The sequence below is a fragment of the Streptomyces sp. NPDC102451 genome (assembly GCF_044765485.1).
Classification (GTDB): domain Bacteria; phylum Actinomycetota; class Actinomycetes; order Streptomycetales; family Streptomycetaceae; genus Streptomyces.
In genome coordinates this window covers 520,885-534,902 of the sequence record NZ_JBIWKD010000005.1, presented here as the reverse complement: position 1 = coordinate 534,902, position 14,018 = coordinate 520,885, and the positions used below count along the sequence as shown (strand labels likewise).

The following is a 14,018-nucleotide window of genomic DNA, read 5'->3' as shown; positions in this document are numbered from 1 at the left end:
TGCTCCGTGCCCGGTGAGAACCTGTCCCGCGACGAGGCCCGCGAGAGGGCCGAGCTGCTGACCGTCGACGGTTACGAGGTCGCCCTCGACCTGCGTTCCGCCGTCGGTGAGCCCGACGGGGGCGACGAGGCCGGTCCGCGCACCTTCCGCTCGCAGACCACGATCCGCTTCCGCGCCGCCCGCGCGGGGGCCTCGACCTTCGCCGATCTGCTGGCCCCGGCCGTGGACGCGGTGACGCTGAACGGCAAGGACCTGGACCCCACGGCCGTCTTCGACGGCACCCGGATCGCGCTGGACGACCTCGCCGAGGGCGAGAACGTCCTGGTGGTCGACGCGCGGTGCGCCTACAGCAGGACCGGCGAGGGCATGCACCGCTTCGTCGACCCGGAGGACGGCGAGGTCTACCTCTACACGCAGTACGAGCCGGCCGACGCCCGCCGGGTCTTCGCCAACTTCGAGCAGCCCGACCTCAAAGCGCCCTACCGCTTCGAGGTGACGGCGCCCGAGGGCTGGCGCGTCTGGTCCAACGGCGCGGAGGAGCCGCAGGAGGGCGAGGTCCACCGGTTCGCGGAGACGCTGCCGATCTCGACGTACATCACGGTGGTCGTCGCGGGCCCGTACCACTACGTCAGCGACCTCTACACCCGTACGTTCGACGACGGTTCGAAGCTGGAGGTCCCGCTCGGCGCGATGTGCCGCAAGGGGCTCGCGCGCTACTTCGACGCCGACGACGTCTTCCTGATCACCAAGCAGGGCCTGGACTTCTTCCACGACAACTTCGACTACCCGTACCCCTTCGGGAAGTACGACCAGGCGTTCGTGCCGGAGTACAACCTCGGGGCGATGGAGAACCCGGGCCTCGTCACCTTCCGCGAGGAGTACATCTACCGCGGGAAGGTCACCTCGGCCTCCTACGAGCGCCGCGCCAACGTCATCCTGCACGAGATGGCGCACATGTGGTTCGGCGACCTGGTCACCATGCAGTGGTGGGACGACCTGTGGCTGAAGGAGTCCTTCGCCGACTTCATGGGGACGTTCTCGATGGTGGAGGCGACCCGCTTCACCAACGGCTGGACCACCTTCGCCAACAACCGCAAGGCCTGGGCCTACCGCGCCGACCAGCTGCCGTCCACGCACCCGATCACGGCCGACATCCGTGACCTGGAGGACGCCAAGCTGAACTTCGACGGCATCACGTACGCCAAGGGCGCCTCGGTGCTCAAGCAGCTCGTGGCGTACGTGGGACGGGACGCCTTCCTGGAGGGCGCGCGCCGCTACTTCAAGCAGCACGCCTACGGCAACACCCAGCTGGGCGACCTGCTCTCGGTGCTGGCCGAGACGTCCGGGCGCGACATGACGACCTGGTCGCGCGCGTGGCTGCAGACGGCGGGGGTCAACGTCCTGACGCCGGCCGTGACGTACGACGGCGAGGGCCGGATCGCGGAGCTCTCCGTGACCCAGGAGGCCGCCGCCTCCCATCCGGAGCTGCGGCCGCACCGGGTCGCGGTCGGCCTGTACCGGCTCTCCCCGGACGGCGCGCTGGTGCGGTACGCCCGCGCGGAGACCGATGTCGCCGGTGTGCGCACCGTGGTCGCGGAGCTGACGGGGGCCGAGAAGCCCGACCTGGTCCTGGTCAACGACGACGACCTCACGTACTGCAAGGTCCGCTTCGACGAGGGGTCCCTGGCGACCCTGCGCGCGCACCTGGGTGACATCACCGACCCCCTGGCGCGGGCGCTGTGCTGGTCCGCCCTGTGGAACCTCACCCGGGACGCGCTGCTGCCGGCCCGTGAGTTCGTCTCGCTGGTGCTGGCGCACGCCGGCGGGGAGAGCGACATCGGTGTCCTCCAGATGCTGCACGCCTGGGCGCAGTCGGCGCTGGTGCACTACGCCGCGCCGGCCTGGCGCGAGGAGGGCGGCCGGGCGCTGGCCGAGGGCGCGCTGGCGGAGCTGCGGCGCGCGGAGCCGGGCAGCCAGCACCAGCTGACCTGGGCCCGGTTCTTCGCCGCCGTCGCGGCGTCGGACGCGGACTTCCAGCTGCTGGGCGAGCTGCTCGACGGTTCGGCCGTGATCGACGGCCTGGACGTCGACCAGGAGCTGCGGTGGGCGTTCCTGTCGCCGCTGGCCTCGCACGGCAGGGCCGGCGAGGAGGCCGTCGACGCCGAACTGGACCGGGACGACACGGCGTCCGGCAAGCGGCACCACGTGCGGTGCCTGGCCTCACGCCCGTCGGCTGCCGTCAAGGCGCAGGCGTGGGCGGCGGCCGTGGAGTCGGACAAGCTGTCCAACGCGCTCGTCGGGGCGACGATCGCGGGCTTCGAGCAGCCCTCGCAGCGCGAGCTGCTGGCGCCGTACACGGCCTCGTACTTCGAGGCGATCGAGCGGGTCTGGGCCGAGCGGTCCATCCAGATCGGCATGGACGTGGTCAAGGGCCTCTTCCCGGGGCTGCAGGACGACCCCGCGACCCTCACCGCGACGGACGCGTGGCTGACCTCGCACCCCGACGCGGCACCGGCGCTCCGGCGGCTCGTCCTGGAGGCGCGGGACGATCTGGCACGGGTGCTGCGGGGTCAGGAGCGCGACGCGGCGGCGTGAGAATCCGGCGCGCGCCCCGCACACGCGTGCGGGGCGTGCGCCGCACAATCCCCGTCGCGACCACCCTTTTCGGCATTCGAACTGTCGTACTTTAGGACGGTGTCGTCCTGGAATGTCGACGGACGTGTAACACGGGTTATCGCGCCGCGTGCCTGCGGGAACCTCCCCGGCATGACCCAGAACACCCCGCTGTCCCCGCGCCCCGTCCACGAACTGACCCACCGCGTGCAGTCGTCCACCCAGTTGCGCGCCCAGGGCGTGTCCGCCGCGCAGACCGCGGCCCAGTGCATGCCCGGCGGTCCGTGGCAGCAACTGCTCCCCGGCGTGTACCTCCTGAACCCGGGAGCGCCCACGAACGACGACCGGGTGCGCGGCGCCCTTCTCTACGCGGGCCGGCCCCCGGCCGGCTCCCGCCGGACCGTGCCGGCCCAGTCGGGGCACGGCTACGGCGAGGCCATGGTCACGGGCCTGGCGGCACTGGCCCTGTACGGATTCGCCTCGGCGCCCCCGGTGATCGCGCTGCACCGGATCGACGTGCTCGTACCGCGCACCAGGCGGCTGCGCTCCACCCGGTTCGTCCAGGTGACCCGGGCCGCCGTCCTGCCCCGGCCGCAGCGCCGGCTGGGGGTGCCGCTGGCCCCGGTGGAGCGGGCGCTCGCCGACGCGGTGGCCTCGCTCGCGGACGCCTCGACGGTGCGCAGGATCCTGACGGAGGCGGTGCGCGGCGGGCACTGCGAACCGGCTTCCGTCGTACGGGAGCTGAGCGCGGCCAAGCTGCTGGGCCGCGCGCACGTGGTGGACGCCGTGGACGCGCTGCTCGTCGAGGGGCGGGCGATGGCGGAGGGCCGGCTGTACGAGATGGTGCGCACCCACGGTCTGCCCCAGCCGCTGTGGAACGTGGAGCTGTCCCTGCCGGGCGGCAGCTTCCTGGGAGGGGTGGACGCGTACTGGCCGGAGCAGGCGGTCGCGCTCGAACTGGGCGCCCGCTCACCCCGGGAGGAGCACGTCTCCTACGCCGCGGAGCGGGGACATCTGGAACGGCTCGGGGTGACGGTGGTGCGGGTGACGCCGAAGCAGCTGCGGGACTCGACGGCACAGCTGTCGGTGGTGCTGCGTACGGCGATGATGGCGGCCGAGGACCGCGAACCGGCAGCGTACGTGGTGGTCCTGCCCCGGTGACTGGCGCAATGGCACCGGTGGCGGATCTACGCCATGTCGCTTTCTTGTCCTCATCAACTCTCCACAAACACCTGTCATTTACGAAAGGCTGAGCGGTCATCCGGTACCGAATTCCGGACTCTCTCTTTCTTTCACCAACAGGGATGCTGATGACCAAGGAATCCCCCAGCTCCATACCCGGGGCGAGACGCGCGGCACGCATAGCTGCCGCAGCCGGTCTGGCGGCCGCTCTGGCCGCCTCCGGCGCCGCCCCGGTCCTCGCCGCCGACGACCCGGCGGCTTCCCCCGTGAAGCCCGCCGCCTCGAGCACGAACGGCGACAAGCTGGGCGAGGCCGACGCCGATGTGCTGGCGAAGGCCGAGGCCAAGGGCGAGAAGAACATCACGATGATGGTCGCCACCACGCCCGGCGCGACCGAGAAGGTCGCCGAACAGCTGGACGCCGTCAAGGGGTCCGTGCTGGGGCAGACGTACGACAAGCTCGGCTACGTCCGGGCGACCGTGCCGACAGCGACCGCCGAGGCCACCATCAAGGCGGCGCAGAAGCTCTCCTCCGTCCAGGGCATCGATCTCAAGCAGGAGATCAAGCTGGACGACCCGACGCCCGCGGGCGACCGGGCCGCCGGGGCGAAGCAGCCGAAGGCCACGGGCAGTTACGCGGCGCCGGGCAAGAACACCCCCGCGAAGAACCCGTACAACCCGTCCTTCGAGACGGGCGCGGTCGACTTCGTGAAGCAGCACCCGAAGGCCGACGGCCGCGGGATCACCATCGGCGTCCTGGACTCCGGTGTCGACCTCGGCCACCCCGCGCTGCAGAAGACCACCACCGGCGAGCGCAAGATCGTCGACTGGGTGACGGCGACCGACCCGGTCAACGACGGCGACGGCACCTGGCTGCGGATGACGGCCTCCGTGGCCGGCCCGACGTTCACCATCGGCGGCCGCACCTACTCCGCGCCGGAGGGGTCCTACAAGATCCAGCTGTTCTCCGAGGCCGCCACCAAGGGTGGCGACATGGCCGGGGACCTCAACCGGGACGGCGACACCACCGACGTCTGGGCCGTGCTCTACGACCCGGTCGCCGGCGCCGTCCGCGTCGACCTGAACAACGACGCGGACTTCCGCAACGACGCCGTGCTGAAGCCGTACAAGGAGAAGCAGCAGGTCGGCTACTTCGGCACGGACAACCCGGCGACGCAGATCGTCGAGCGCATCCCGTTCGTCGTCGAGACCCGCAAGGACGTCGTCTACAACGCGGCGGGCTCGAAGGCCGACTACGTCAACATCGGCGTCATCGAGAGCGAGCACGGCACCCACGTCGCGGGCATCACCGCGGCCAACGGCCTGTTCGGCGGCAAGATGAACGGCGCGGCGCCCGGCGCCAAGATCGTCTCCTCGCGCGCCTGCACCTGGTCCGGCGGCTGCACCAACATCGCGCTGACCGAGGGCATGATCGACCTCGTCGTCAACCGCGGCGTCGACGTCGTCAACATGTCGATCGGCGGCCTGCCGCCGCTCAACGACGGCAACAATGCGCGCGCCGAGCTCTACAAGCGCCTCATCGACATCTACGGCGTCCAGCTGGTCATCTCGGCCGGCAACGAGGGCCCGGGTGTGAACACCATCGGTGACCCCGGCCTCGCCGACCACGTCATCTCGGTGGGCGCGTCGATCTCCAAGGAGACCTGGGCCGCCAACTACGGCTCGAACGTCACCAAGAAGTACGACATGCTGCCCTTCTCCTCGCGCGGTCCGCGTGAGGACGGCGGCTTCACGCCGACGCTGACGGCACCGGGCGCGTCGATCAACACCACGCAGACCTGGTTCCCCGGCGGTCCGGTCAAGGAGGCGGGCTACTCGCTCCCCGCCGGCTACTCCATGCTGCAGGGCACCTCGATGTCCTCGCCGCAGGCCGCCGGCGCGACGGCGCTGCTGCTGTCCGCCGCGAAGCAGAAGCACATCGAGCTGCCCCCGGCCGACCTGCGAACCGCGCTGACCAGCACCGCCACCCACATCGACGGCGTGCCCGCGCACGCCCAGGGTTCCGGTCTGATCAACATCGTCGGCGCCTGGAAGCAGATCGAGAAGCAGGGCACCCCGGCGCACGAGTACACGGTGAAGGCCCCGGTCGACACCGCGATCGACTTCGCGCTGAAGGACCCGGGCTTCGGCACCGGCCTGTACGACCGTGAGGGCGGCCTGAAGGCCGGCCAGAAGAAGTCGTACGACGTCACCGTCACCCGCACCACGGGTCCGGACAAGGCCGTCAAGCACAAGCTGTCCTGGAAGAACAACGACGGCACCTTCACGCTGACCGGTTCGAGCACCGTCTCGCTGCCGCTCGGCAAGCCGGTGACCGTCAAGGTCCAGGCGAAGCCCCGCACGGCGGGCGTCCACAGCGCGATCCTGCAGGTGGACGACGCGAAGACCAGCGGCGTGGACCAGCAGATCCTCTCCACCGTGGTCGTCGCCAAGGACCTGGTGAAGCCGGGTTACGCGTTCTCGACGACCGGCTCGGTGCAGCGCAACGGCACCACGTCGTACTTCGTGAACGTGCCGGCGGGTGCCGAGACCCTCGAGGTCGCGCTGAGCGCCCTGCGCTCGGGCAGCCAGACACGGTTCATCTCCATCCACCCCTACGGGGTCGCGGTGGAGGACAGCTCGACGATCTACTGCTACCCGAACTACGAGAACCCGGCCAACACCTGCCGTCCGGACACGCGCTCCTACAAGGCGCCGCAGCCGGGCGTCTGGGAGATCGAGGTCGAGTCCCGCCGTACGTCGCCGCTGCTGGACAACCCGTACAAGCTGGATGTCTCGCTGCTGGGCGCCTCCTTCGACCCGGCGGTGCAGACCATCCCCGAGGCCAAGATCGGCACCCCGGCCGCGGTGGACTGGAAGGTCACCAACAACGCCGGTGACCTGGAGGGCTCCCTGAAGGGCGGCTCGCTGGGCTCGGCCGACGTCGAGCGTCCGTCGATCTCGACGGGTGGCGAGTACGTCAAGGAGGTCACCATCGGCGCGGGTGTCGAGAAGCTCGACATCGCCGTGGGCAACACCTCGGACGCCAACGCCGACATCGACCTGTACGTCTACAAGGGCGACACCGAGGTCGGTGCCTCGACGACGGCGGGCTCGGAGGAGTCGGTCAGCCTGGTGAACCCGGCGGCCGGCACGTACACCGTCGTCATCGACGGCTACTCGGTCCCGGCGGGGACCACCGAGTACGACTACCGCGACGTGTACTACGCACCGTCGCTCGGTGAGATCAAGGTCGACGAGTCCAAGGCCGTGAAGCTGGCCAACGGCGCGTCCGCCCAGGTCGGCGCCGAGGTCGTGGTCGCCGGAGCGGCTCCCGAGGGCCGGCAGTTCTTCGGCGAGGTCCAGCTGGTGAACGCCCGCGGCACCGCGGCCGGCACCGGCAGCGTCGTGATCGAGAAGGTCGCGCCGTAGCCGTAGCGACGGTGTGATCCGTACGACACCGCACGACTGTGGGGCGGGGGCTCTCAAGGGCTCCCGCCCCACAGCTCTGTGCGCGGTCCGTCCGCCTGCCGGACAATGGATTGGACAAGGAAGCCGTGGACATACGCATCATGGACCGGCAACCGTGCCCGTTCGCATCTGTGAGGGAGTTCCAGTGAAGGTCGGAATCGTCGGCGCCACCGGTCAGGTCGGCACAGTCATGCGCAGGATCCTGGCCGAGCGGAAGTTCCCCGTCGCCGAGCTGCGGCTCTTCGCCTCCGCGCGTTCCGCGGGCTCCACCATCACGTACGAGGGCACGGACATCACGGTCGAGGACGCCTCCACGGCGGACTACACCGGTCTGGACATCGTGCTGTTCTCCGCCGGTGGCGCGACCTCGAAGGCGCTGGCCGAGAAGGTCGCCTCGCAGGGCGCCGTCGTGATCGACAACTCCTCCGCCTGGCGCAAGGACCCCGAGGTCCCGCTGGTGGTCTCCGAGGTCAACGCGCACGCGATCGCGAACCGCCCCAAGGGCATCATCGCCAACCCGAACTGCACCACGATGGCCGCCATGCCCGTGCTGCGCCCGCTGCACCAGGAGGCGCAGCTCGACGCGCTGACCGTCGCGACCTACCAGGCGGTGTCCGGCTCGGGTGTCGCCGGTGTCGCGGAGCTGCACGGCCAGGCGTCCAAGGTCGTCGCCGACGCGGACAAGCTGACGCACGACGGCGACGCGGTCGACTTCCCCGAGCCGGCCGTCTACAAGCGCCCGATCGCCTTCAACGTGCTGCCGCTCGCCGGTTCGATCGTCGACGACGGTTCCTTCGAGACCGACGAGGAGCAGAAGCTCCGCAACGAGTCCCGCAAGATCCTGGAGATCCCGGAGCTCAAGGTGTCCGGCACCTGCGTCCGGGTCCCGGTCTTCTCGGGCCACTCGCTCCAGATCAACGCCCGTTTCGCCCGGCCCATCAGCGTCGAGCGCGCCTACGAGCTGCTGAAGGACGCCGAGGGCGTCGAGCTCTCCGAGATCCCGACCCCGCTCCAGGCGGCCGGCAAGGACGCTTCCTACGTGGGCCGCATCCGCGTCGACGAGACCGTCGAGCACGGTCTGGCGCTGTTCGTCTCCAACGACAACCTGCGCAAGGGCGCCGCGCTGAACGCGGTCCAGATCGCGGAGCTGGTGGCGGCGGAGCTGAAGGACTGACGCCCTCCCCACGCACGCGAAGGGGCGGTCACCGGGATCCGGTGGCCGCCCCTTCGCGTCTCTTCCGCCCTCAGAGCGCGAGGTGCCTGCGCAGGGCTGTGTCGATCTCGGCCATGCGCTGCCGGGGGACGGCGCCGACGCGTCGGAGGAATCGCTCCTGAGCCATGGCACGCACTTGCTCGCACTGCACTTTGGAGTCCTTGGGCAGACCGGACTCGTCCGCGTGCAGGAGCACCTGGAAGGGATAGACCCGGGAGGTGTTGGAGGTCAGCGGCACCACCGTGACCACGCCCCGCCCGGTTCGGTCCACCACAGCGTTCGCACCGTCGTTCGAGACGATCACCGAGGGACGGGCCCTGTTGGCCTCGCTGCCTCGTACCGGTTCGTATTCCACCAGGTAGATCTCACCGCGCTTCATCGGTCAGCCCATCGCCGGAGAACCGGTCCCAGAAGGCGGCGTCCTCGCTCGCGTCCCATTCCGCGAAGGCCGCCTCGTAGTCGGCCTCCAGGTTGGAGGCGCGCAAAGCCTCGATGGCGGCGTGTATCACCGCCGACCGGGAGTCCGCCTCGGTCTTCGCGGCGTACTCGTCGACGAAGGCGACATCCTCCTGCGGCAAGCTCACACTGATCTTCATGCCACCCATCCTACCAAGGTAGGAACAGTGCAGCTACCCGTCGGCGTCACCCTCGTCGCACCGCCACCGGTCGAGCGGAAAACGGACATCGCGCTGGGACCACCCCGCGTGGAAGGATGACCGGAAACATCGCATATCAAGGAGATGACCGCGTGCCTGGCACGAATCTGACCCGCGAAGAGGCACAGGAGCGGGCGCGCCTGCTGACCGTGGACGCGTACGAGATCGATCTCGACCTCTCCGGCGCACAGGAGGGCGGCACCTACAGGTCCGTCACCACCGTGCGCTTCGACTCCGCCGAAGCCGGTGCGGAGACCTTCATCGACCTGGTCGCCCCCGCGGTGCACGACATCGTGCTGAACGGCAAGGACCTGGACATCGCCGCCGTCTTCCGGGATTCCCGGATCGCGCTGAAGCACCTCCGGGCCGGCGCCAACGAGCTGAAGGTCGTCGCCGACTGCTCGTACACCAACACCGGTGAGGGCCTGCACCGGTTCGTCGACCCGGTCGACGAGCAGGCCTACCTCTACACCCAGTTCGAGGTCCCGGACGCGCGCCGGGTGTTCGCGAGCTTCGAGCAGCCCGACCTCAAGGCGACCTTCCGGTTCACCGTGAAGGCACCGTCCGGCTGGACGGTGATCTCCAACTCGCCGACGCCCGAGCCCGAGGGCGATGTCTGGTCGTTCGAGCCGACACCGCGCATCTCCACGTACATCACGGCCCTGATCGCCGGTCCGTACCACGCGGTGCACAGCAGTTACGAGAAGGACGGCCAGTCCGTGCCGCTCGGCATCTACTGCCGGCCGTCGCTCGCCGAGTACCTCGACGCGGACGAGATCTTCGACGTCACGCGGCAGGGCTTCGACTGGTTCCAGGAGAAGTTCGACTACGCGTACCCCTTCGCCAAGTACGACCAGCTCTTCGTCCCCGAGTTCAACGCCGGGGCGATGGAGAACGCGGGCGCGGTCACCATCCGCGACCAGTACGTGTTCCGTTCGAAGGTCACCGACGCGGCCTACGAGACGCGCGCCGAGACGATCCTCCACGAGCTGGCCCACATGTGGTTCGGCGACCTGGTCACCATGGAGTGGTGGAACGACCTCTGGCTGAACGAGTCGTTCGCGACGTACACCTCCATCGCGTGCCAGGCCGACGCGGAGGGCTCGAAGTGGCCGCACTCCTGGACCACGTTCGCCAACTCCATGAAGACCTGGGCGTACCGGCAGGACCAGCTGCCGTCGACGCACCCGATCATGGCGGACATCCAGGACCTCGACGACGTCCTGGTGAACTTCGACGGGATCACGTACGCGAAGGGCGCCTCGGTCCTGAAGCAGCTCGTGGCGTACGTCGGCAAGGACGCGTTCTTCCAGGGCGTGCAGGCCTACTTCAAGGCGCACGCCTTCGGCAACACGCGCCTGTCGGACCTGCTGGGCGCGTTGGAGGAGACCTCCGGCCGCGACCTGAAGACCTGGTCGAAGGCGTGGCTGGAGACGGCCGGGATCAACATCCTGCGCCCGGAGATCGAGACCGACGGGAACGGTCACGTCACCTCGTTCACCGTGCTGCAGGAGGCCCCCGCGCTCCCCGCCGGGGCGAAGGGCGAGCCGACGCTGCGGCCGCACCGGATCGCCATCGGCTGCTACGACCTCGACGCGGCCGGGAAGCTGGTGCGCACGGACCGGATCGAGCTGGACGTCGACGGGGAGCGCACCACCGTGCCGTTCCCGGCCGGCACCCCGCGCCCGGCGGTCGTCCTGCTCAACGACGACGACCTGTCGTACGCCAAGGTCCGCCTCGACGAGGAGTCGCTGCGGGTCGTCACCGCGCACCTGGGTGACTTCACCGAGTCGCTGCCCCGCGCCCTGAGCTGGGCCTCGGCCTGGGACATGACGCGCGACGGCGAGCTGGCGACGCGCGACTACCTGGCGCTGGTCCTCTCCGGGATCAGCAAGGAGACGGACATCGGCGTCGTGCAGTCGCTGCACCGCCAGGTGAAGCTGGCCCTGGACCTCTACGCCGCCCCGGAGTGGCGTGAGGCGGGTCTGAACCAGTGGACCGAGGCGACGCTGGCGCACCTGCGCGCGGCGGAGCCGGCCGGCGACCACCAGCTGGCGTGGGCCCGCGCCTTCGCCGCGACGGCGCGCAGCCCGCTCCACCTGGACGTGCTGCAGTCGCTGCTGGACGGCACCCAGGAGATCGAGGGCCTGGCCGTCGACACGGAGCTGCGCTGGGCGTTCGTGCAGCGCCTCGCCGCGACGGGCCTCATCGACGAGGAGGAGATCGGCGCGGAGTACGAGCGCGACAGGACGGCCGCGGGTGAGCGCCACGCGGCGTCCGCACGCGCCGCCCAGCCCTCCGAGGACGCGAAGGCCGAGGCGTGGGCGTCGGTCGTCGAGTCGGACAAGCTGCCGAACTCGCTGCAGGAGTCGGTCATCGGCGGCTTCGTGCAGACCGACCAGCGTGAGCTGCTGGCTCCGTACGCGGAGAAGTACTTCGCGGCGGTCAAGGACGTCTGGGACTCGCGGAGCCACGAGATGGCCCAGCAGATCGCGGTCGGCCTGTACCCGTCGCTCCAGGTCTCGCAGGAGACCCTGGACGCCACGGACGCCTGGCTGGCCTCGGCGCAGCCGAGTGCCGCGCTGCGCCGGCTGATGTCGGAGTCGCGGGCGGGCGTGGAGCGCGCGCTGAAGGCCCAGGCGGCGGACGCGGCGGCGGCCACCGCGTAACGGACCCGGCACGGCGAGGGGGCGTCTCCGTCAGGGGGCGCCCCCTTCCTGGTCATCGCCCGAAGACGCCGGGGTTGCCTTCGCTCCACACGCTGGTCAGCACGCGGCGCACGATGCGCCAGCCGTCCGGGGTGCGGCGCAGCCGGTCCTCGTAACGGCCTGCCCCGAGGAACTTCTCGCCGCCGGGGATTCCGGCCCGGACGTGCTGGGCCTGGAAGTAGCAGGTGTGTTCCGCCTCGTCACCGTCGATCGTGACGACATGGTTGCCGAGCAGGTGCTGGGTGGCGTCCAGGGGCCGCACGCTCGCACTGATCTCGCGTACGACGGCCGCCGCCCCGGAGACGGCCCGGCCCGACGCGCTGTGTTCCCAGAACACGTCGTCGGTGAACAGATTCCGGAGCCCTTCCCAGTCCCTGGTGTCCAGCGCGGTGGCGTACGCGGTGGCCACGTCGACGACGGAAGCGCGGTCCGCGTGTTCCCGGACCTCCCGCGCGAGCGGTTCCCCCGCCGGGCGCTCCTCCGCGTCCTGCGGATACCAGCGCAGTTCGACGGTGTTGCCGTCCGGATCCTGTACGTAGACCGACTGCGCCCGGCCCCGGGCGCCGAAGCGCTCCCCCGGGCCGTCCAGCACGGTGAAGACTCCCGAGTCGATGACCTGCTGCCAGTCCAGCGGTTCGACGACCAGGCAGATGTGGTCCACGTTGGACTCGCCGCGGGGGCCGCTGAGGAGATCGATGATGGTGGTCGGGCTGACCCGGACCGAGGGGAACGGGGCCTTGCCTGAGCGCCACTCGTCCACCCGTACCGGCTCCAGGCCGAGCGGCCCGCAGTAGAACTCCAGCGCCCGCTCGACGTCCCTCACGTTGAGCACCAGATGGTCGAAGGCCTTGACGCGCAGCATGGGCCGCCCTTTCGGTGTTCACGCCGTCGGTTCCCGCTCGTTCCTCACATCCTCTCCCGCCACACCCTCGCGCCGCTGCCCGAATGAGAACCGCCCGGCGGGCGGGCGCCTGGTGCGCAGCCGTCCGCCGGGCGGGAGTTGTGGGCGCCCGGGGGTGTCAGCCCCTGGACTGCTCGTAGCGGCGGGCCAGTTCGGCCGTGCCCGCCTCCGTCAGGGAGCCGTGCAGGCGCATCCGGGCCACGCCCCCGTCGGGGTAGGCGTCCAGGCGTACGTGGGTGACCACGGCCTCGGTGTCCAGGACGAAGCGGTGCGGGGTGTCGGGCTGGAGCCGGGTGCGGGGCAGGATCTCGAACCATTCGCCGCTCTCGCCGTCGCGGCCCTGGAGGCCGATCCAGCCGGCCGCGTTGCCCTTGAGGTAGGCGGTGTCGATCTCGACCGCGCGCACCGCGCCCTGCGCGGGCAGCCGGAAGCGCACCCAGTCGTTCGTGTCGCGGACCCGGCGGCGGCGGTTCTCCCAGCCGTCGTCCATCTTGCGGGAGGTGCCGGGCAGGATGATCTGGGCCGGCGAGGAGTAGAAGCGGTCCGAGGCGTCCTCGTACATGCCGCCGTTGAGGATCGAGATCAGGTCGATCGTGCCGAGCGCCGCGAGCCAGGCCGGGTCGGGGACGACCTCGCCGTGGACGCGGAGGCGGGCGATGCCGCCGTCGGGGTGCTGGCAGATCCGCAGGTGGGTGTAGCGGCGGCCGCCGGTGACCTCGAAGCCGTTGGCGGCGTGGCCGCGTACGGGGGTCGGCGGGACGAGCTCCTCCCACTTAACGTCGTCGGCGAGGAGCTCCTCCGGCCCGGGGGCGCCTTCCACGGACGTCGCCTGGACGGAGACGCGCTGCGGGTAGTTGCCGCGGAAGTGGGCGGTGTCGACGACGATGCCCCGGATGATCCCGGGCGTGCCCAGCCGGACGATCACCCAGTCGTGGTCCTCGGGTGCGGGGAAGGGGTGCTCGGCGTCCGTGCCCCGGCGGCGGCGGGTCTCCCAGCCGTCCATGATCTTGCCCTTGTGTCCGAAGCGCTCGGGGTCGAAGACGGCGGGTTCGCGGATCAGGAGGTTCTCGCGCTCGGCGAAGAACTCGTCGTTCGCCGCGATCACGCCCGCGCCGAGGCGGCGGTCCGCGAGGTCGACCAGTTCGGTGAAGGGGAAGTCGCCCGCCCGGTAGTCGGCGTAGGGGTCACCGCCGCCGTAGGGGGCCGCGTCGTTGGCGTGCGGGTCGGTGGATGAGGGCTCCGTCTGGATCTTGTCGGTGGGCATGTCCCCACTGT

Annotated in this window: 8 protein-coding genes and 2 pseudogenes; 5 read left to right on the top strand and 5 right to left on the bottom strand. The window is 70.4% G+C overall.

Translation table 11 applies throughout. The annotated features are described in order from the left end of the window. Positions 1 to 6 precede the first annotated feature (6 nt). The 4 genes from pepN (ACIRD8_RS15310) to ACIRD8_RS15295 all read left to right on the top strand — a co-directional run bounded on the left by pepN (ACIRD8_RS15310) (position 7) and on the right by ACIRD8_RS15295 (position 8,439). Positions 7 to 2,595: an aminopeptidase N gene (gene pepN, locus ACIRD8_RS15310; RefSeq protein WP_403990588.1), complete on the top strand. Its 2,589-nt coding sequence runs from the start codon at positions 7 to 9 to the stop codon at positions 2,593 to 2,595. A 171-nt stretch (positions 2,596 to 2,766) separates the two neighbouring features. Next, positions 2,767 to 3,774 carry a hypothetical protein gene (locus ACIRD8_RS15305; protein WP_403990585.1) on the top strand — a complete coding sequence of 336 codons (1,008 nt, stop codon included), beginning with the start codon at positions 2,767 to 2,769 and terminating at the stop codon, positions 3,772 to 3,774. Between the two features lie 143 nt (positions 3,775 to 3,917). Then, positions 3,918 to 7,226, top strand: coding sequence for a S8 family serine peptidase (locus tag ACIRD8_RS15300; protein ID WP_403990582.1), 3,309 nt, complete (start codon positions 3,918 to 3,920; stop codon positions 7,224 to 7,226). A 184-nt stretch (positions 7,227 to 7,410) separates the two neighbouring features. Further along, complete coding sequence (locus tag ACIRD8_RS15295; protein WP_403990579.1) at positions 7,411 to 8,439, top strand: aspartate-semialdehyde dehydrogenase; 1,029 nt, start codon at positions 7,411 to 7,413, stop codon at positions 8,437 to 8,439. A 70-nt stretch (positions 8,440 to 8,509) separates the two neighbouring features. On the opposite strand, the gene ACIRD8_RS15290 is transcribed toward ACIRD8_RS15295, so the two are convergent. Together ACIRD8_RS15290 and ACIRD8_RS15285 are read right to left on the bottom strand one after the other, a co-directional pair. Then, the gene (locus ACIRD8_RS15290) at positions 8,510 to 8,857 is read right to left on the bottom strand and encodes a type II toxin-antitoxin system PemK/MazF family toxin (protein WP_403990576.1); all 348 of its coding nucleotides are present in this window, start codon (positions 8,855 to 8,857) and stop codon (positions 8,510 to 8,512) included. After that, the gene (locus ACIRD8_RS15285; protein ID WP_033299349.1) at positions 8,844 to 9,074 is read right to left on the bottom strand and encodes a ribbon-helix-helix domain-containing protein; all 231 of its coding nucleotides are present in this window, start codon (positions 9,072 to 9,074) and stop codon (positions 8,844 to 8,846) included. Before ACIRD8_RS15285 ends, ACIRD8_RS15290 begins: the two co-directional genes overlap by 14 nt. Positions 9,075 to 9,226: 152 nt before the next feature. On the opposite strand from ACIRD8_RS15285, the gene pepN (ACIRD8_RS15280) reads away from it, so the two are divergent. Next, positions 9,227 to 11,803 (top strand): aminopeptidase N, encoded by a 2,577-nt coding sequence (gene pepN, locus ACIRD8_RS15280; RefSeq protein ID WP_403990573.1) that lies wholly within the window; start codon positions 9,227 to 9,229, stop codon positions 11,801 to 11,803. Positions 11,804 to 11,855: 52 nt separating this feature from the next. Here the strand turns inward: pepN (ACIRD8_RS15280) and ACIRD8_RS15275 are convergent. From ACIRD8_RS15275 to alc, 3 genes and pseudogenes are all read right to left on the bottom strand, one after another. Then, positions 11,856 to 12,269, bottom strand: a pseudogene (locus tag ACIRD8_RS15275) (nuclear transport factor 2 family protein); the annotation flags it as partial. A 54-nt stretch (positions 12,270 to 12,323) separates the two neighbouring features. Further along, positions 12,324 to 12,701, bottom strand: a pseudogene (locus tag ACIRD8_RS15270) (VOC family protein); the annotation flags it as partial. 160 nt (positions 12,702 to 12,861) lie between these two features. Beyond that, positions 12,862 to 14,007, bottom strand: coding sequence for an allantoicase (alc, locus tag ACIRD8_RS15265; protein WP_403990570.1), 1,146 nt, complete (start codon positions 14,005 to 14,007; stop codon positions 12,862 to 12,864). Between the last annotated feature and the right edge of the window lie 11 nt (positions 14,008 to 14,018).

Bases quoted from the DNA above. Each gene is read 5' to 3' on its own strand.
- ACIRD8_RS15290 (WP_403990576.1), bottom strand. From the start codon at position 8,857: ATGAAGCGCGGTGAGATCTACCTGGTGGAATACGAACCGGTACGAGGC.
- ACIRD8_RS15305 (WP_403990585.1), top strand. From the start codon at position 2,767: ATGACCCAGAACACCCCGCTGTCCCCGCGCCCCGTCCACGAACTGACC.
- ACIRD8_RS15285 (WP_033299349.1), bottom strand. From the start codon at position 9,074: ATGAAGATCAGTGTGAGCTTGCCGCAGGAGGATGTCGCCTTCGTCGAC.
- alc (WP_403990570.1), bottom strand. From the start codon at position 14,007: ATGCCCACCGACAAGATCCAGACGGAGCCCTCATCCACCGACCCGCAC.
- ACIRD8_RS15300 (WP_403990582.1), top strand. From the start codon at position 3,918: ATGCTGATGACCAAGGAATCCCCCAGCTCCATACCCGGGGCGAGACGC.